The organism is Rhizocola hellebori (assembly GCF_016862955.1).
In the GTDB taxonomy this organism is placed as follows: Bacteria; Actinomycetota; Actinomycetes; order Mycobacteriales; family Micromonosporaceae; genus Rhizocola; species Rhizocola hellebori.
Window position 1 is genome coordinate 39,488 of the sequence record NZ_BONY01000057.1, and the last position, 18,721, is coordinate 58,208.

The 18,721-nt window shown below is 65.7% G+C and carries 15 protein-coding genes; 13 read left to right on the forward strand and 2 right to left on the reverse strand.

What is annotated here, in order from left to right; genetic code table 11:
* Positions 1-293: 293 nt before the first annotated feature.
* The 3 genes from Rhe02_RS34495 to Rhe02_RS34505 all read left to right on the forward strand — a co-directional run bounded on the left by Rhe02_RS34495 (position 294) and on the right by Rhe02_RS34505 (position 3,988).
* Complete coding sequence (locus tag Rhe02_RS34495; protein WP_203912646.1) at positions 294-839, forward strand: hypothetical protein; 546 nt, start codon at positions 294-296, stop codon at positions 837-839.
* 174 nt (positions 840-1,013) lie between these two features.
* Entirely contained in the window at positions 1,014-2,372 is a 1,359-nt protein-coding gene (locus Rhe02_RS34500; protein WP_203912647.1) for a hypothetical protein, read from the forward strand.
* A gap of 209 nt (positions 2,373-2,581) precedes the next feature.
* On the forward strand, positions 2,582-3,988 hold the full coding sequence (locus tag Rhe02_RS34505) for an alpha/beta hydrolase (protein ID WP_203912648.1): 1,407 nt from the start codon (positions 2,582-2,584) through the stop codon (positions 3,986-3,988).
* Positions 3,989-4,023: 35 nt separating this feature from the next.
* On the opposite strand, the gene Rhe02_RS34510 is transcribed toward Rhe02_RS34505, so the two are convergent.
* The gene (locus tag Rhe02_RS34510; RefSeq protein ID WP_203912649.1) at positions 4,024-5,385 is read right to left on the reverse strand and encodes an ATP-binding protein; all 1,362 of its coding nucleotides are present in this window, start codon (positions 5,383-5,385) and stop codon (positions 4,024-4,026) included.
* A 754-nt stretch (positions 5,386-6,139) separates the two neighbouring features.
* Here Rhe02_RS34510 and Rhe02_RS34515 point away from each other — a divergent pair.
* From Rhe02_RS34515 to Rhe02_RS34555, 9 genes are all read left to right on the forward strand, one after another.
* Positions 6,140-6,520 carry a lasso peptide biosynthesis protein gene (locus Rhe02_RS34515; protein WP_203912650.1) on the forward strand — a complete coding sequence of 127 codons (381 nt, stop codon included), beginning with the start codon at positions 6,140-6,142 and terminating at the stop codon, positions 6,518-6,520.
* Positions 6,521-6,524: 4 nt separating this feature from the next.
* Complete coding sequence (locus tag Rhe02_RS34520) at positions 6,525-7,994, forward strand: hypothetical protein (RefSeq protein WP_203912651.1); 1,470 nt, start codon at positions 6,525-6,527, stop codon at positions 7,992-7,994.
* The gene (adfB, locus tag Rhe02_RS34525) at positions 7,991-8,224 is read left to right on the forward strand and encodes an actinodefensin-associated protein B (protein ID WP_203912652.1); all 234 of its coding nucleotides are present in this window, start codon (positions 7,991-7,993) and stop codon (positions 8,222-8,224) included. Before Rhe02_RS34520 ends, adfB begins: the two co-directional genes overlap by 4 nt.
* Before the next feature lie 179 nt (positions 8,225-8,403).
* On the forward strand, positions 8,404-9,030 hold the full coding sequence (locus Rhe02_RS34530; protein WP_203912653.1) for a hypothetical protein: 627 nt from the start codon (positions 8,404-8,406) through the stop codon (positions 9,028-9,030).
* A complete protein-coding gene (locus Rhe02_RS34535) occupies positions 9,020-10,558 on the forward strand; it encodes an alpha/beta hydrolase family protein (protein ID WP_203912654.1) in 1,539 nt (512 codons plus the stop codon). The genes Rhe02_RS34530 and Rhe02_RS34535 overlap by 11 nt, the downstream gene beginning before the upstream one ends.
* An 80-nt stretch (positions 10,559-10,638) precedes the next feature.
* Positions 10,639-12,339: an ABC transporter ATP-binding protein gene (locus tag Rhe02_RS34540; protein WP_203912655.1), complete on the forward strand. Its 1,701-nt coding sequence runs from the start codon at positions 10,639-10,641 to the stop codon at positions 12,337-12,339.
* A gap of 57 nt (positions 12,340-12,396) precedes the next feature.
* Positions 12,397-12,789, forward strand: coding sequence for a GntR family transcriptional regulator (locus Rhe02_RS34545; protein ID WP_203912660.1), 393 nt, complete (start codon positions 12,397-12,399; stop codon positions 12,787-12,789).
* Entirely contained in the window at positions 12,786-13,703 is a 918-nt protein-coding gene (locus Rhe02_RS34550) for an ABC transporter ATP-binding protein (RefSeq protein WP_203912656.1), read from the forward strand. The genes Rhe02_RS34545 and Rhe02_RS34550 overlap by 4 nt, the downstream gene beginning before the upstream one ends.
* An 18-nt stretch (positions 13,704-13,721) precedes the next feature.
* On the forward strand, positions 13,722-14,681 hold the full coding sequence (locus Rhe02_RS34555; RefSeq protein WP_203912657.1) for an ABC transporter permease: 960 nt from the start codon (positions 13,722-13,724) through the stop codon (positions 14,679-14,681).
* Positions 14,682-14,734: 53 nt separating this feature from the next.
* Here the strand turns inward: Rhe02_RS34555 and Rhe02_RS34560 are convergent, their stop codons facing one another.
* On the reverse strand, positions 14,735-17,059 hold the full coding sequence (locus tag Rhe02_RS34560) for a VPS10 domain-containing protein (protein ID WP_203912658.1): 2,325 nt from the start codon (positions 17,057-17,059) through the stop codon (positions 14,735-14,737).
* A 165-nt stretch (positions 17,060-17,224) separates the two neighbouring features.
* On the opposite strand from Rhe02_RS34560, the gene Rhe02_RS34565 reads away from it, so the two are divergent.
* Entirely contained in the window at positions 17,225-18,679 is a 1,455-nt protein-coding gene (locus tag Rhe02_RS34565) for a glycoside hydrolase family 43 protein (protein WP_203912659.1), read from the forward strand.
* The last annotated feature ends 42 nt before the right edge of the window (positions 18,680-18,721 follow it).

Consider the following 18,721-nt stretch of genomic DNA (forward strand, 5'->3'; position numbering starts at 1 on the left):
ATCAACCTGGGTACCCGAGCCGAGCGCAGGGATCGATATCCGGTGCAGGCGTTCCACATCACGGGGGAGAACGCCTCACACCGCGTAGCGGTCCGGCGACGGTCCGGTCCGATGTGGACCGGACCGTCTCAATCACCCTGTGTCGTCGCAGGGACCTCGGCATTGACGAAGCACGATCAGCCCACGACGATCGTTGGTGGACGGGGGTCGCGGATCGGCAAGGGCGTGAAGCCGTGGTTCCCGATCCAGTTTGCGGAATGTCCACTGGTTCTTCCCATCCACAGGAGTGTGCGATGAATCGGAACATCCTGAGAACTGGCGCGGCCGTTGTCGCAGCGATGGTGCTGACGACCTTCACGGTTGCCGTGCCCGCACAGGCGTCGCCCCTGCCCAGCTACGGCTCGGCCGTCGAGGCGATCGCTCCACCCGCGCCGGGCGGATCACGGTCGGCAACCGGCGCCTCGATCGCCGCCGGCTCCCCCACGATCTCGCCGTCGGCCAATGTCATCTACGTCCCGCCGGGCTACCCTTACAGCTGCGGCTCAGGAAACCTCTGCACCTTCGTCTGGGATCCCAATTACCTGTGGACAGACGGTCAAGGCGGGGCCATCCTCGGTGTTTGGGCGCTCTTCTATCTCTACAACTGCCATGAGTACGCGGTGTCCAACTGGAACGGCAACGGGTATTACGTCGACAACCAGACGCCGTCCGGGCCCAACGGCGTGAGGTCCTACTTCCGCAACGTGTTCCACAACCAGATCGGCAGCTACATCACCCCCGACAACACGCTGCACGGGCCGTACAACTGGAACCCGGTCTATTACGTCAAGAACTGCTGACCCCGCGGCGGTCCGGTCCAATGTGGACCGGACCGTCTTCTCAGCCCGAGTGGGCGATACCTGCCGTGCGTGCGTCCTGCGGATGCACCCACTGTTGACAGCCGCAGCATTCTGGGACTGTCCCGGACACGATCGGGTCAACCGGCACCGGCCAACGACACCATAATCAGCGGAATGAGCCGAGTATCGACGAGCTACAGCGTGATTGTTCGCGCTCCTCGTGCGGTCCTGCTGCTGTCCGAGCCATCCGGGTGGTCGCTGCCTCGCCACACCTTGCGGGAACCGCCCGAGATGAACGCAGAGATCAAGCGGATGTTCCGGCTTGAGGTGACGACGTTGGATCGGATCCAGGCGCCGACGACCGCCGATCCGTCCAGCATTTTCGTGCATGAAACGCACGGCACGTTGCCACCGCTCCCACCGCACGCCCGGTGGTGTGACAGTTCTGACCTGGACAAAATCGAGCTGGCCGTACCCGGCCAGCTACGTGTGCTGACGGCCTGGCTCGCCGCGAATGACAACGCGAGGGCAGAACAAACTCTGCCGTGGACAGACATTGGCTGGAACGCCGCCGCCAGCGCTTGGATATCGACGATGTTACAGGAGTCGGGAGTGTCGGCAGCCGGTCCGGTGGAGCAGATGGGCTTCCGTGCGTGGTCTCGCCATTCTCGGGTGAGGACGGCGACCGGCTGGGTCTACTTCAAGGCATCGGCACCGGTGTTCACCCACGAGCCCGCCGTGACACAACTCCTGGCGCAATGGTTTCCCGAACATCTGCCCAGGGTCATCGCCGTCGACGCCAATCGTGGCTGGATGATGACGGCTGACTTCGGTGATGTCCCAAGGCGTCGCAGCGGTGCCGAGCTGCTCGCCGACTACCTAGCCGTCGCGCCGCGGCTGGCACGAATCCAGCGGCACGCGGCCGGCGCAGCACCAGCGATCGCGATCCTCGGCTGCCCAGACCACCGCCTCGAGACGCTGCCGGAGCAATTCTGCGCTCTGGTCCTAGGCGTCGCTGCGCGCGCGTCGCCACGACCTGGCGGGCACAGCCAGGAAACGCTTTCAGACGCCGAAGTCAACCGTCTAGTCACCTACATTCCCGAATTCGCCCGCCGCTGCGCCGCCCTTGCCGAACTCGGCATTCCAGAATCCATCGCCCACCTCGACATATGGCGTGGCAACTTCGCGGTGCGAAATGGGGAGGTGCTGATATTCGACTGGGCTGAGAGCGTTGTCGGCCACCCGCTGTTCTCCTTGGACAAGCTCTTGCGGGACGTGAGAACCACGATGCCGAACGATCTATCTGCTCCAGCGCAGGTTGCCGCCGCCTACATGAACGAGTGGGCGGAGGACTTGCCTGCGGATCGGTGGACACAGGCACTCCGGTTGGCCGCGGCTCCGGCCATCGTGAGCAGGGCGTTGTTGTGGCGTGCCGCCACCGAGAGCCTCAGCGGGGAGCGGCGGCGCATCTACGCCGACGCCGTGACGGCGCACATGCGGGAAGCACTTACCAATTTGGAGGAAGCGCCGTGAACCGAAGACTTCTTGGTGCCAGGGGCATAGCGTTCGCGCTTGTTGCTGTTACGCTGCTCGCCACAAACCCATTGCCACAAGCGGCTTGGGCGTGGCAATCGACTGCCGAACCCAACCCGGTGGCCTGGGCACCGTGCCTTCAGGTGATCGGCATACCGCTCGATCCCGCTGTGGCCGACTGCGCAATGTACCAAGTGCCGCGTGACTACATGAGTGGCAGACAGGATCTAATAAGCATCGCGATGCTGCGCCGCAGAGCGACCGATCCGGCGCGGCGAATAGGTTCACTGTTCGTCAACCCGGGTGGGCCGGGAACGTCGGGTCTTCACATGGCCTATCGGGCAGAACGAATCCTGGCCCCGGACGTAGTGGCGCGATACGACATTATCGGCTTCGACCCCCGCGGAGTCGGGCTAAGTGGTGCGGTTAAGTGCTTCGAGAGCCAGGAACAGTACGAGCAGACCTTTGCCAGCAGGCTCGTAGTGCCCGTCACCAAGGCAGAGGTGACCGCCGCGATGCGCGCGTACCGCGATTACGCGCTGCTGTGCGCCGGCAACGCCGGTCCTTTGCTGCCGCATCTGACGACATTGAACGTCGCCCGTGACCTGGACCTCATGCGAAGCAGCGTCGGCGAGGAACACCTGAACTTCGTCGGGCTCTCCTACGGCACCATGATCGGCGCGACCTACGCCAATCTCTACCCCGAGCGGGTTCGCGCCATGGTCCTGGACGGCAACGTCGACCCGCAGCTGCGCACGCACAACGGGCTCGAGTACGACCGGCAGCGCGCGGCCGGTCTCGAGCTGGTGCTCAACGCATTCTTGGACTACTGCACCGCCGCGGGCTCAAGTTGCGCCTTCAGCGAGGGCGACGTGCGGGCCAAGTTCGTTTTGCTGCGGGAGCGGTTGCGTCAAGGACCTGTCGTGCTGCCAGACGGTACGCAGGTGACGCTCAGCAATTTCACCGGCCGTCTCGTCGACGGTCTTTCCGTGGCCGCCCAGCTTCCCGAGCTTGCCCGGTCACTGGCCGACCTGTACGAGCTGGTCCAGCAGGGCACCGAAGGGCGCCGTGAGAGCGGCCCTACCGACGTCGGTTCTGCCGGCTGGTTCGCCATTCCCGCCGCAGATGTCGCGGGCCGGGAGACGACCGGCGAGACACCGTACCGGTTCGGCGACTCGGGACAGGGCTTCAACTGTCTCGACAAGCCATACCCGCCGGCGCCCACGGTGCTGCCGGTGCTGGCCCGGCTATGGGAGCATGAGTCCCCCACATTCGGGCGGATGCACGCGTTCGAGGGTGTTCCGTGCACGGTGTGGCCGGTGCACTGGTGGAACGCCGACCGTTTCTCCGGGCCTTGGAACAGGAACACGGCCGAGACCGTGCTCCTGTTGGGCAACCGCTACGACGCGATCACACGCTACGACTTCGCTCGCAGTATGGCGTCTCACCTAGCCAATGCCACGCTGGTCACCGTCGACAGCTTCGGTCACACGGCGCTGGGCCTCAACGAGTGCGCCGACGAGATATCCACGCGCTACCTTCTCCATGGCGAGCTACCGTCGCCCGGCATGACATGCTCGGCAAACTCGCCAGCATTCCCCACGGTCGGTGCGTGACGACGAGCGGGACGCTTGATACCGGCCGGCCGTGGTCAAGGCAGCTTTGCGGCCGGCCCGGGGGTGGATACCGATTGCTCGGCTCTGGCGTGTTCCTGCGCAAGCAGCCACACGAGATTGTTCATGCGATAGCGCCCCGGACCGATGCTCTCCACCAGCCCTGCATCCACGAGCCGTTCCATCGCCCGGTCCACCTCCGCTGTGGACATCTCCAGCAGCGTCGCGGCTTTCGCCACCTCGAGCTCAGGTTGCGGTGAGGCGCCTATGAGCAGAAAGGCCCGCAGAGCACAGCGATCGGGCTGGTCACCGATGATGAGTTGCCGGTAGCTAATTTCGAGACTTGCTCTGACGTCGAGGTCGTCGATGCGAAGCTCATCGAGTCGCTGACGTTGGTCGGCAAGGCGTTCGACGAAGGCGCCGACCGGCAGATCCCGGCGGACAGTCAGCCGGGCGGCTGCCACTCGCAGAGCCAGTGGAAGGTATCCGCACATCTTCGCAAGGCGCCTCACCGCGGCCGGCTCCGCCCTTACCCTGTCGATGCCGAGTAGTTGTTCCATCAGCGCCACGGCTTGTATTGGCGACAGGTTGGTCAGGCTGAGGTGATGTGAACCGTCCAAAGACGTCAAGCCCGCCCGCGAGGTCACGAACACCACGGCGCCCGGGCCAAGCGGCACCAGGCATCGCACTTGTGCCGCGGCCACCGCACCATCCAGCAGGACGAGAACCCGGCGCCCGGTGGTTACCGTGCGCAACAGCGCAGCCGCCTCGTCGACCGTCGCCGGCACCTGTGCCCCATCGACGCCCATGCCGGACAGCAGGCGGCCGGCAATATCGATCGGCGAGAGCGGCAGCGCCCCCGGGGTGGATCCCTTGAGATCTACGTAGAGCTGCCCGTCTGGAAAGTGGGACACGGCCTTGCGTGCGGCAGCCACCGCCAGCATCGACTTACCGCTGCCCGGTGGCCCGCTTACGATCGGGACCCCGCCACTTCTGCGGCATTCAAGCAGCAGAGTCGTCAGATACATCAGCTCGCGCTCGCGCCCGATTGGATCCGATATCTGCGTAGGTAGCTGCCGGGGTTGCGCCGGCGCGTCTGAGGATTCAGCATCGGGCTTGTGCCCGGCGGCGGAGAGCCGTCTGCGAGCTTGCAACCAGGGTAGCGGATCCTGTCCGCAGGCGTGCACGATCGCCTGCACAAGTTCTTGCCGTGGCAGGGTGTTTCGGCTTAGCACCGAGGCGACGGTGCTTCGCGCGAGCCGAAAGCCGAGTCTCTCCGCGCGTATCTCCATCTGGCGGTAGGTGAGCCCGGAACACTCCTTGAGCTGGCGCAGCAGCGCGACGAACTCTCTCTGAGTCTGCGCACGATAAGGCTGTGGTACTGGAAACTCTGCGCTCACGCGCCCCTCCGTAGAGTCTCGGTGTTGCCATAGCTCGAAACCGCCACTTTCGTGTGGACGCGCTTCGGCCGGTAAGGTAGATCGCTTCACAAGCACAGTCCAGAGGCGCCTCGCCTTCGCACGGTCTTCGTTGAAACCCCGGGATGACTTCCACGGGGCTAGCGGATTTGGCTGTCGGATCAGGCAGATTGAACCCTATCGCACCGTCGATGCACATAGGGGGCAGGTTCGACGCCGCCGCCTTCGTCCAACACGGACACATCGTGATCACCGACAGATACCTAGCCAGTCGTTGCCTATGGCCGATCCGATGTCGCAGATCCATCCGGGACAGTCCGAGAATCCCGAGATCGCTTGCCTGTTAAGACATTCTGTCGTTAGCTTCCTCCTATCCACAGCCGCCGAATTGATGCTCGTCATCTTTTCGGCCTGAGAAATGGGAAGGAGGAACAGTGAAGGTGAACACTCCTGCGGTGACATCGATCGCCGCACGGTTGGCCAGTAATGCACTCCAGCAGCACATGTACGCGGCCCCGACGACCGTGGCCGAAGAGTGCAGGTCTCCTGGTGAGAGCTGCTGGTGGGACTCGGACTGCTGCAACGGCCCGCCCACCCCGTCCTACTGCGAATGGTGGACCTGCCGCAAGGCGTAGCACGAAACTGCTTCACGGGTCGTCAGGCGGCGAGTTCTTCCTCGCCGCCCTGGCGGCCCCACGATTTGCCAGACCCGGACAGAGCGGCGAGGAAGTTGTCGATGTTGGTGAGCGCAGTGGTGACCGCGCGGGACTTTGTGCAGTCTGCTCGGCAAGACGATGGCAGCTATCGGCTCAACGATTGGCCACAAGTACGAACCAGGCGCGGACGGGGCCTCAATCCGCGCAAGGCAGTCACGCGGCTACGAGTGGCCCAGCGGTTGCTGATGGGTTTTCTCGACCCGGTGGAAGACGCCCTGTTTCTCACCGCAGGGTTACGGCGACTGGGCGTGCGGTCGTTGTTCCAGCTCGGGCGAGAACTCGCCCCGGGTATGGGACCCGCAGGCTTCTACGCATGGGTCGAATGCGCCGGCGAGGTCGTGAGTACCTCTCTACCTGTTCACGAGGAGTACATCGTGGTCCATCGCTCGGCGGAAGGTTAAGAAGGTGCTCGGCGTAGCGGAAATTGTTGACGGCCTGCTGCGGTACACCGACCCAGACTTGAGCCTCGAGTCTTGTGGGGTAAGGACGCAACGCACAGCCACTTCGCTCGAGCTGAGCAGGGACCGCATCGGCGACGCCGTCTACTACCGCCTCGGCTATGGCCGGCTCGAATGGGGCGTTGATCTTGAGGGATTCGTGACCGGATCCGCCCTACCGGCCATCGATCCTGGCGCGCTGCTTCTCCTGGTCGAGGGGTACGCAGCTGCTCCCGACGCCGTCCCGATACCCGGCGTGCAGCGATTGTCAGTCGGGACGACCGTCCGGCTTGATGCGGCCGGCGTCACGGTGACCCGCCGTCCAGCTCCACTGCCGGCGAATGGTCCCGGTCTGGTGGATGCGGTGGGAGCGGCATTGCGGAAATTAGGCCCGCAGTACTCCATCGCCTACAGCGGAGGCGTCTCGTCGGCGTTCCTCGCGGCGTGCGCTCTGTCGGCAGGCCATCGACCCCAGCTCATCCATGCCGACTTCGGCCCGCTGTTCGCGAGGAAGGCACTGTCAGAGATCCGGGGTCTGGAGATCCAGCGGATCCGGACCGATCTGTCGGAACTTCTTGACCGGCATCGGTTCACTGGCCCAAGGTTCCTGCCCCCGCTGCTGGACACCGAGGTGCCCAGGCTTCTGGCCGACAGGCTGGCTGAGGCCAACCACCATGTGGCGCTGGTCAGCGGTGGGCTGCTGGAGGACGTGGTGTCGGCCCGGCTTCCCGAGGTAAGCGTGGGCACGCGCGGCTGGCGGTTGCTGGCCTGCGAGCCATTCCACATTGCCGGCACGCTTGGTGGACTCGCGGAGGCCCGCGTCCTGTTGGGCAAAGGCGTAGTCTACGTGCCTAACGCGAGCCAGGACGCGCAGCCGGTGGCCGCGACACCACCGCCGTCTCCCACGGGCGGCAGCCGAGTGCCCGGGCTTACCGACGAAGGCAAACAGGCCCTTGAGTCGGCGCACCGTGCCGCCATGGCGGTCTGGAAGGAACACCTGGACGCCCTCGACCCGGTCCTTGGCCGGGTGGTGGCGGGCATTGAACAGCGGGGGCATCCCGGGATCGCTATGCCGGCCCTCGATCCTGGAGTCATCGCCGCCGCCGGCGCACTCCCGGTCTCCAAAATCGCGAACATCCGGCAGGGCTCATTTCGAAACCACCGCCCTTTATACGGCGCGCTCGCTGCCCTCGGCGTCAAGGACCTTCGCCAGGCGTCGCCCGCGTTCCGGCTGCGGCTGGGCGCCATACAGCACCTGCACCGCGAAAGGGAGAAGATAGTCCGGCAGCTGTCTCGTGAGTGTGCGCTCGCTGATCTTGGCCTCGTGCGGCCCCAGCCGCTCATCAACATTCTGCGCGACGGCACGACGCTCGCCGCGAATGCCTTGCCCCTTCTTCGGCTGGTGTGGGTCGACCAGTGGCTGCGAGACCACCGATGACGACACCAAGACTGGCTCGGCATGTCACTCTCACCCGGCTGCCCTATGGCGGCGCGGTTTTGGTCTGTTCGCTCACGCTGCGGCTAGCCGAATACGGCGAGACTGACGCCGACATCCTCGGCCGATTGCTAGCCGACGCCACAGCCGCCAGCGACGGCGAGCGGGCAGCGCGCCTGACCAAGCATCTGCTCGAGTCCGGATGGCTCGTGTTCGACCAGGAACCCCGATAAAGGAGTTAGCCGTGCTGTCTACGCTGACCGACATACTTGTGGCGGTTCTAGCCGGTCCGCTTCTGGCAGCTGGCTTTGCGAAGCTTTGGGCCTCCCCTGCCAGCCTCGAATGGCCAATATCCAGTGGCCCACTGCGAGCCCCGCGCGGGCCCCGTATTACCGGCGGAGCTGAACTCGTCGTGGCCGCCGCGATGGTCATGCTGCCCGGGAGGTGGGCCGCAGTTCTCGCTGCGGTGGCATACGCCGCGCTTGCCTGCATCGCTTACGGCATGCGCGGCCAAAGGTGCGCATGCTTCGGGGCGACCGCTCTTGCTACCGTTAGCTGGGTCCACATTGGAGCGAACACCGCCGGTGCCCTCGCCTCGGTGGGCGTCGCCGCGCTGGCGAGGACTGACGGCGGGCAGCCGGCGCCGCGGGTCGCGGTGGCGCTGCTGGCCGCGGTCGCCACGTGGGGCATCCTGTTGGCGGCAGGCCACCGGCGCAGGAACACACGAGCGATCCCTTCTGCGTGCGCGGAGCGGATCAGCGGAGTGCACCTGTTCATTTCCGAGGACTGTCCTTCCTGCCGATCGCTGAGCTACCTGCTGAGCATGATGGAGGCAGCACGTCTCAGCGCGGTCACGACGACGGTCATCGAGGCGGAACGCGAGATGCCGCAGGCGTTGCACGGTCTGGGGGTGCCTTCCGCATTGCCGTTGGACGCGGCCGGAAACCCGATCTGTTCCCCGGTCAGTGGAATCGGGGCCGTGAAGATGCTGATCAACTCCATCACCATCGGCGCACCGGTGGGCGACCGTGGGCGATGACTTCGGACGTTTGCTGATCACCACGGACCACGCCCCGAGCGGCGTCGCCAGCGCAGTCATCTCAACGCCCGCGTTCCCACCTCTGGCCGAGTGCCGTCCTGAGGCGGTCCGATGGCGGAGCCTGAGGGTGTGCCCCGACCTGATCGGGTTGGTCCCCACTCGGGCACGTCCGGTCCAGATAGACATAGAGCTGGCCGAGCAGAGCGAGCGGTGGACCATTCCGGTCGTCGACGTGCTGGCAAATACCCTCAGCTGGCACCCAGGCCGCCCGGTGGTGGCCGGTCTGGCGTTCGACGGCGCAAAGGTCACACCGTGGGTGGCTGACTATCAGACTCGCACAGTGCGGCGCTATACAAATATTAGGGCCGCCACATCGTTTACCAGCCAAGGCGGCAAGGGACATCCACCGCTTGTCTGGTGCGCTGAGAATCAGCTCGCATTGCTGATCGCCGCATCAGACTGCGCGCCGCCGTCTCCAGCGGCTGCCGGACCGACCTGGCGGCCAGCGGTGTATGAAGCCATCGGGCCCGGGTACGTCACCTTCGAGCCGGAACAGCGCGAGCTGGCGCTACTGGCAGCGGCGCGCCCGGCGGTTTACGACCTGGAAACCTCGAACATCACCGCGCTAGGCCCACCCCTGTTGATCCGGAGCCTGACACTGGCACCCGACGGCGACGCCCTTGTCATCGAGCATGCCGACAGCCAAGGCGAAAGCCCCGACGCCAACGGATTGCGGTGGAGCAGCTCCCAGTTAGACCTCGTCGGCACGAGCCGTAAACCGATAGCCCCTGCTGCAGCCATGACCCAGCCGCCGAAGCCGGCAGCCAGCGGCTCGGCGGGGCTGGGGACGAGCCGGTCGGTGCAAGCAGATCGCGGGAGAGCACGCGTCGACCTGCTTCCGGCCGACCCGGCAAATCCGCTGATCCTGTGGATCCGCAATGCCGGGTCGGGCCAGGTGCCACCGGCCACCGGCTGCGCTACCGCCATCCTGGACCTAACTCTTGATTGGCCCGACGACGCCGACCCTGAGATGTTGCGCCGGCAGATCGTCACCGCCGTCAGGTCGGCATTGGCTATCGCTCGCAACGAGTACGCAGCAAGCCACAACGGCACAGTGGTCGTAGGCGGGCACAGCTTCGGCGCGACACTCGCCCTGTTCGCTCTCGCCCACGTAGCCGAGCTCGCGGGGGCGATCGCCCACAGCGGCTGCTACAACCGCACCCTCACGCCCACGGGTTTTCAGCACGAAAAGCGCGACTACTGGAGGGTTCCCACCATCTACCATGCCTTCAGCGCATTGCATTTCGCCGACAGGCTCGACCGTCCGGTGCTCATCGTGCACGGCGCCGCGGATCTCAACCCGGCGACCACTCCTGACCAGGCGGTCGATCTCTACCGGTGCATAGTCGCCACGGGCGGCCGGGCGCGGCTGGTGTTGCTGCCCCATGAGGGGCACACCTTTCGGTACCGCGAGGTGTGCCAGGCCCTTGCCGTGGAGCACCAGTCCTGGCTGAGCCAATGGCGCTGATGGGTCACCGTCGCCTCTCAAGACCATTGGCCTTCGCCATTCGGCTGGTTTGGTCTGCCGACCGCCGCAGCCTGATTCAGGTGCTGTCGATACAGGTCGGGATGGCGGCCGGGCTGATGGGTGTTCTCCTGCTCATGCGCAGCCTGCTCGGCGACGTCCTGGCCGCTGGGTCGCGCAGCACCACGCTCGGTTTGGCTCAGGTGGGCCCTACCATGATCGCCTTGGTCGCGTTGGGCTCGGTCAGTGGAATCCTGCGCATTGTCAGCAGCGCCCGGCAGCGAGTGCTCGCGGTGAAGGTCGATCAGCACATCATCTCCACGGTCCTGCGGGCCGCGGCACAGGCGGAACTGTCCGAATTTGAGAATCCTCATTTTCACAACCGCCTGCAGCGAGCCGTGTTCGCCTCCCGATCCCAACCCGTCACCGTGATCACGGCCATGCTGGCCGCTGCGCAAGCTGCGCTGACGATCGCGGCGGTCAGCACCGCTTTCGTCATGATGGTGTGGTGGTTGCTCCCGTTGGCTGCGCTGGGTGCGCTGCCAATCTTCCGGTCGGCGAGGCAGGAGCGTCAGGCCAGCTACGACCTGAACCACCAGTGGGCCGAACAGCGGCGAATTCGGCAGTACCTCGAACGGCTCCTGACCGGGCGAGACGAGGCGAAGGAGCTAAGGGGGCTGGGGCTCGGTGACCTGTTGAGGGCTCGGTGGGCAACCGAGTACAGCAAAGAGATCGACGACATGATCGCGATGCACCGACGCAACACGCGCCGGCGCATCCTGGCCCGGCTGTCCTCTGACGCAGCGATGATCGCCATTATGGGCGCGATGGTCGCGCTGGCCGCTTCGAAACTCGTGAGCGTTCCCACCGCGGTCGCCGCGCTGGCCGGCCTTTGGCTCCTATCCAACCGCGTGCAGATGGTCGGCGGCATCCTGAACGGTGTCGGCGAATCGATTCTCTACCTTGACGATCTGCGTAGCTTCGCGGAGTCGCCGGCGCCGGGTCCCTATCCGTTGGCCGCTGGGCCTTTCACTGTCCTGCGCGTCGCGCAGATCAAATTCGCCTACCCGGGCTCAGCCCGCCCGGTCCTGAAAAATGTCAGCATCACCCTGCGCTCAGGAGAGATCACGGCGCTGGTGGGGGTCAACGGCTCAGGCAAGACCACGCTCGCCAAGATCCTTGGTGGCCTTTACCAGCCGGACTCGGGCTCGCTGTGGCACGACAACACGACAGTGTCCGACCTGCGTACGCTGCGGGCCGGGACAGCGATGGTATTCCAGGACTTCGTCCAATATCGACTGTCGGCTGCCGAGAACATCGCCTTCGGCTCCCCGGGCAATCCCGTCGACATGGACCGGATCGTCGCCGCCGCGCATCAGGCTGGGGCACATGACTTCATCGCCAACCTTCCGCGCGGGTACGACACTTTGCTGAGCAGCGAGTTCACCGGTGGTTCGGACCTATCGCTAGGACAATGGCAGCGGCTGGCCCTCGCTAGGGCGTTCTATCGCGACGCGCCATTCGTGATCCTCGACGAACCGAACGCCTCGCTTGATCCACAGGCCGAAGCCGCTCTCCTTGCCAGCATCCGTGACCTGTTCTCCGGGCGGACCGTGTTGCTGATCTCGCATCGGTTCTCCAGCGTGCGCGGCGCGGACAAGATCTACGTACTGGACGACGGCCAAGTGATCGAGGAGGGTACCCATCAATCCTTGATGGCGGCAGACGAGACCTACGCCCGCCTCTTCCGCCTCCAATCCGAGGCTTACCAAGAGGTTGCTTGACAACGGCGGTGAATGAATACATCATTCCACTAACCGAATAGTGAAATGATGGTTGTCGTGATCGACTTTCACCTTGCGCGGGCATCTGGCGTACCGACCTACCAGCAAATCGTCAACCAGGTGAAGCACTCCTTGCGGCTCGGCGTCCTAAAGCCAGGCGATCGACTGCCAACGGCCAAGGAGGTCGTGTCCAGACTCGCGATCAACCCCAACACAGTGCTCAAGGCATATCGGGAGCTGGAGCGTGACGGCCTCGTGGAGGCACGTCCTGGGCTGGGAACATTCGTTCGGCGATCCCTGGGAAGCGGGTCGGTGACGGACAAGGCCAACTTATCCCGCGACCTGACGGAGTGGGTGCATGCGGCGCGCAAGGCAGGGCTGGACTGGGAAGACGTTGAGGCGCTCATCACCTCTGTAGTCACGAACTCGATGCGGAAGGAAGTTGGATGAAGACGGGCACCAGCAGACCGTCCACGGCCCTTGAAACGGCCGGGCTTGGGCATCGGTACAGGCAAACATGGGCGCTGCGAGACTGCGCACTGCACATCCCGGCCGGGCGAGTGGCCGCCCTGGTGGGGCCGAATGGTGCGGGCAAGAGCACGTTGCTGCACATCGTGGTGGGCCTGCTCACGCCGACCACCGGCAACGTTGACGTGTTGGGCGAACCGGTCGGGCAGCAGGCGGCCGCGCTGTCCCGCGTCGCGTTTATGGCGCAGGACAAGCCACTGTATGAAGGATTCACGGTCGCCGACATCCTGCGCTTCGGTCGTCACCTCAATCCCCAGTGGGACAACGGCCTCGCCGAAAACAGGCTCAACGCGCTCGGGATTGCGCTGAAGAGCAAGGTGGGCAAACTGTCCGGCGGCCAGCAGGCGCAGGTGGCGCTGACCGCAGCGATCGCCAAACGGCCCCATCTGATCGTCCTCGACGAGCCCCTGGCCAACCTCGACCCGCTGGCCCGAAACGAGGTGATGCGCAGCCTGATGACAGAGGTCGCGGAGACAGAGATAACCGTTCTGCTGTCTTCCCATGTCGTATCCGATCTGGAGGACACGTGTGACTGGCTGATCCTGCTCAACGGCGGCCGGGTTCAGCTGTGCGGCGATATCGAGGAGCTCCTCAGCAGCCACCGCATGATCTCCGGTCCGGTCGAGCTGGCCGATCGGCTGCTGGAGGAGGTGCAAGTCATAGACCAGAGTCGAACAGCCAGGCAACTGACGTGCGTGGCGCGCATCCAGACCAGCGAACCGGTGCTCCATCCTGATTGGAGCATCAGCGCGGTGAATCTTGAGCAGCTCGTGCTGGCCTACCTGCGTCGGCCCAACGTTGGCGTGCTGCCTCATCCGAACCTGGCCAGTGCCTGACAACGAAGGAGATCGATCGTGTTGTGGGTTACCTGGAGGCAGCACCGGACACCGGTGCTGCTCACCGCTGGGCTGCTGCTGGTGCTCGGAACGATACTGCTCGTGCATGGCTTGCTGACCGCAGACTTTATCCGTGACCGCGCTTCAGCTGGCTGTCCTGGCACCGGACCGGACTGTCTTGCCTTCGAGCAAGAAGTGCGGCTCCGCTACCAGCAGATATATCAGCTGATTGGCTGGCTCCCGGTGGCACCGGCCCTGATCGGCGCGTTCTGGGGCGCCCCGTTGCTGGCCAAGGAGTTCGAACATGGCACCCACAAGTTTGCGTGGACCCAGTCGGTCCCGCGGCGCCGCTGGCTGACCGTGAAGTTTGGCTTGCTGGGGCTGACAACCGTCCTTAGCGGCCTCGCTCTCGGCGGCATGACCACGGCATGGCTGTCCACCTTCCGGGGTACCGGGTTGGGTGACGCATTCGGCGACAAGGGGCTCTTCGCCGTCGCCGGCGTCGTGCCGGGCGCCTGGTGGTTGTTCTCCTTTGCGCTTGGCGTTGCCGCAGGCGCAACGATAAGGCGCACTTTGCCTGCCATGGCAGTCACCCTCGCAGTGTTCGCCGTCTCGCTTTTCGGGGTGTTCGCGGCGCGCCCCTTCTACGCGGCGCCGCAACGAGCGGTGCAAGTCAGCGCCGAGGTGAGCCCGCTGCCAGCCGATGCCATCCTCATGAAGGATGTCTGGCTAACCACTTCCGGGCAGGAGGTCTCCCGGGCCACCATGGTCAACGCGATCGCCGACGCGTGCCGGGCGGTGTCTGCAAGCGTCAAGTACTACCAGTGCGCCTTCGAAGAGGGCTACACCCAGGTCGTGTACTTTCACCCGTCGACCAAGTTCTGGCAATTCCAGTGGACGGAAACTGGAATCCTGGTCCTGATTTCTCTCGTGCTGGGCGTTCTAGCTTTCGTAAGCGCACTGCGGCGGCGAATCTGATGCTCTGACAAGCATTTGACGGCCGGTCGGGTCCAATATGGACCTGACCGGCCTCATTCTGAGCCGTCGCCGATCGTGGTCTGCAGGATGCTGCGCCCGAACGTCGCCGCGAACAGTGTTTTGGTCTCCTCGTGGAAAAGCAGGTCGTTGACCGGGACCGCCGGGAAGTTCTCGCCGACCTTGAGCCAAACGCGGCCCAGGTTCGGGGTGAAGAACACGCCCATGTCGGTGCCGACGTAGAGCCAGTCGCCATGCTTGGGATGGCGGATCACGTCGTTGACCGGTGCCTGCGGCAGGTCGCCGGAGATGTCCACCCAGCTCGCGCCGCCGTCGCTGGTCATCAGCACGTGGGGCTGGGTTTCGCTTTCCCATTTGAAGCCCGAGTAGGCGACCCAGGCGGTGCGCGCGTCCTGCGGGTCGACGGTGACCCGGGTGACCCACCGGTCGGGCAGGTCGGGGTCGGTGAGCCGGGTCCACGTGCCGCCACCGTTGCCGGTGACCCACAGCCGCCCGTCGTCGGTACCGACGTACACCGTCTCCTTGTCGGTGGGCGCGATGCCGATCGCGGTGATCGTCCCGTACGAGGTGGAGTTGCGCGGCGTCGGCCCGCCGGTCAGATCGGGGCTCACCGCCCGCCAGGTGACACCGCGGTCGTCGGAGCGGTTGAGGATGTTCGATCCAAAGTAGACGGTGTCCCCGCCGGCCGAGATCTCCAGCGGTGACACCCAGTTGAACCGGGTCCCGGCGAACCGGGCGCGGATGGAGGTCATGGTGTCGCCGGCGTTGTCGGATCGCGCGCAGCCGCCGTTCTGCGAACAGGCGAAGACGTTGTTGTGGTCGACCGGGTTGATGCGGTTCATCATCCCGTCGCCACCGCGGTACAGGTTCCAGCTCGCACCGTTCCAGGACCGCAGCGAGCCGTTGTCCTGGGTGCCGCCCGACGCCCGCGTCACATCCTGCACGCTGACATCCATCGCGTAGAACTGCATGTAGGGCTGCACGCTGGCCCTGCTCCACGGCCCGGTGACGTCGCCGTTCTTGTCCGACCAGTACAGCCCGCCGTCGTTGCCGAGGTAGACGCGGCCACGCTGGTGCGGGTCGAACGCCAGGGCGTGCTGATCGGCGTGGAATCTGTTGCCCGGACTGGAAATCCAGGACAAGCCGCCGTCGCGCGACTCCATCATCGGCACCCCGGCCGAAAACACGTGGTTGGCGTCGAACGGGTCGACCCACAGCCGGCCGAACCACCAGGCGAAGCCGCCGTCGCCGGCGTCCAGCGCGGGCTCGCCGGTCAGCGGCCGCGTCCAGCTGGCGCCCGCGTCGTAGGACACGAAGAAGCCGGTGAGGTTGCCGATGCGGTCGTTGGTGATGGCGTAGGCGCGCCTGGGATTGCTGCGGGCGAAGGCGACCCCTATCCGGCCCGACTCGGCCTCCACCGCCGGCAGCGGCGCCCCGGCCCGCGCCCAGGTGCGGCCACCGTCAGTGGACCTGTACACCCCGGAGCCGGGGCCGCCGTACTCGCGCCCGTCGGGGAAGCGCAGCTTGTCCCACATGGCTGCGAGCACGATGTTCGGGTCGGCCGGGTTGATGGCCAGGTCGATCGCGCCGGTGGAGTCGTTGCGGCCCTGCAGAACCTGACGCCAGCTCGCCCCACCGTCCTCGGACAGGTAGACGCCGCGCTCGCCGGTGGTGTCGAACAGCCGCCCCTGCGCGGCGACCAGAATGCGCCGTGGGTCGGCCGGATCCACGCCGATGCGCCCGACCGCGCCGGTGTCGGTCAGGCCCAGGCTGCTCCAGCTCGCACCGCCGTCGGTGGAGCGGTACACCCCGGCGCCGTAGTAGGAGCCACCGCCGCCGTGGTCGGGCTCGCCCGTGCCGGCGTAGAGCGTGCCGTCAGGCGTGATCGTCAGCGCGCCCATCGACTGTGGCAGCTTGTCCGACCAGGCGGCGGCGAAAGTGACGCCGCCGTCAGTGCTTTTCCATACGCCGCCGGTGCCGGCCGCCGCGTACACGATGCCAGGGGTGCGTGGGTCGACCACGACGTCGATGAGACGCCCGCCCACATTGCTCGGTCCGAGCAGCTGCCACTTCGCCTGCCCCAGCTGGGGATCGCCGGTACGGGTCTCACCCTCGATCTGCCGGGTGCGCGCCAGCGCGTCGCGGTAGGCGGTGGCCGGGATGGAGCCATCCGGATTGGCCCGCTGCAACCACATCCACTCGTAGGGCTCGGCCGGATTCTCGTGCTCTCCCGCACCGGCCGGCGGCAGGAGGGGCCTGCCGAAAACGTGCACCGCGCTGGCCACCAGCATCAGGGCGAGCGCGCCGGTTACGGCGCCCATCATCCGATGCCGCACCCGCCTCGACCGGATCAACCGCATCAGCCACACTCCGCAGCAGAGATCGGCAGCATCGGCGCTGCTCGATATTTGCAGCCTAACCGGCTCGCAGTCACAGCACCAGCGGCGCACGGCGTACATTGGAGCCCGGCGATGCCGTGATCCGGGCGATCGGCATCGACCTTCAGCCGCTAAGGAGACAGCGACATGTCTAGATCTATTGCCCGGATGAGTGCCCTGTGTACCGCCATCGTCGTGATGGTGGCGGGATCGACCGTGCTGGCCCAACGCGCGGCGGTCGCGCTCGATCCGTTCACCGGCTACCTGATGGCCCACTTCACCGGCGAGTCCGCCAACGGCGAGCAGATCTACCTCGCCCACAGCACCAACGGTTTGACCTGGACCGATCTCAACAACGGCGGGCCGGTGCTCACCTCCGCCATCGGCACGCGAGGGGTGCGCGACCCCGCGCTCGTGCGCTCCCCCGCCGGCGATCGCTATTGGATCGTGGCGACCGACCTGCGCATCGCCAGCGGCACCTCATGGAGCGACGCGGCCAACCGCGGCAGCACCTCCCTGGTCGTATGGGAGTCGGCGGACCTGGTGAACTGGTCGGCACCACGGCTGATCAACGTCGCTGCCGGCATCCCTGGCGCCGGAAACGCCTGGGCCCCAGAGGCCATCTACAACGCGGCGACCGGTGACTATGTCGTGTACTGGGCCACCAACTCCGCGCGCAACGGCGTCACCAAGCACCGCATCTGGTATGTGCGCACCAGCGACTTCCGCAGCTTCACCGCGCCACAGCTGTTCATCGAGCGCGCCGGCAGCCAGGGGGTCATCGACACGCAGATCATTGAAGTGCCCAATAGCCTTGGCGGGTACCGTTACTACCGCGCCTCGGCCGACGGCCAGATCACCATCGAGGCCAGCAACTCGATCCTGGGTTCGTGGACGACGCTGGGAAATCTGTCGCACCTGGGCATCTCCAACGGCGCCACCGGCGGCAACGTGGTCGAAGGCCCGATGTGGGCGCAGTTCAACGGCCGCGACGAGTGGAACCTGTGGCTCGACCAGTTCGCCACCGGGCGCGGATACATGCCCATCAGCTCCACCAACCTGGGCAGCACGCAGAACTTCCGCACCCGCACCGACTACAGCATGGGCGCCGGCCGCAAACGGCACGGCTCGATCCTGAGCATCACCGCCGCCGAGCAGAGCCGCGTGCTGGCCCGCTGGGGCGCCTCCACGCCGGTCAATCGCCTTCAGTCGTACAACTTCCAGGACCGCTACGTGCGCCACGTCAACTTCGACGTGCGCATCGACCCGAACGTGAACCCGGCCCAGGACGCCCAGTTCCGTCTGGTACCGGGTCTGGCCAACAGCTCCGGCTACGTCTCGATCCAGTCGGTGAACTTCCCCGGCTACTACCTGCGCCAGTCCGGCTTCGACTTCGTGCTGGCGGCCAGCGACGGCACCTCGGGCTTCGCCGCGGACGCCACCTTCCGCCGCGTCGCGGGCCTGGCCGACCCGGGCTGGAGTTCCTTCCAGTCCTACAGCTTCCCGGATCGATACATCCGCCATTTCAACTATCTGCTGCGCCTCGACCCCATCACCACCGCTCAGGGCCGCAGCGACGCCACCTTCCGGGTGACGGCCTGACACAGCAATAGGCGGGGACCACCACAACCGGTGGTCCCCGCC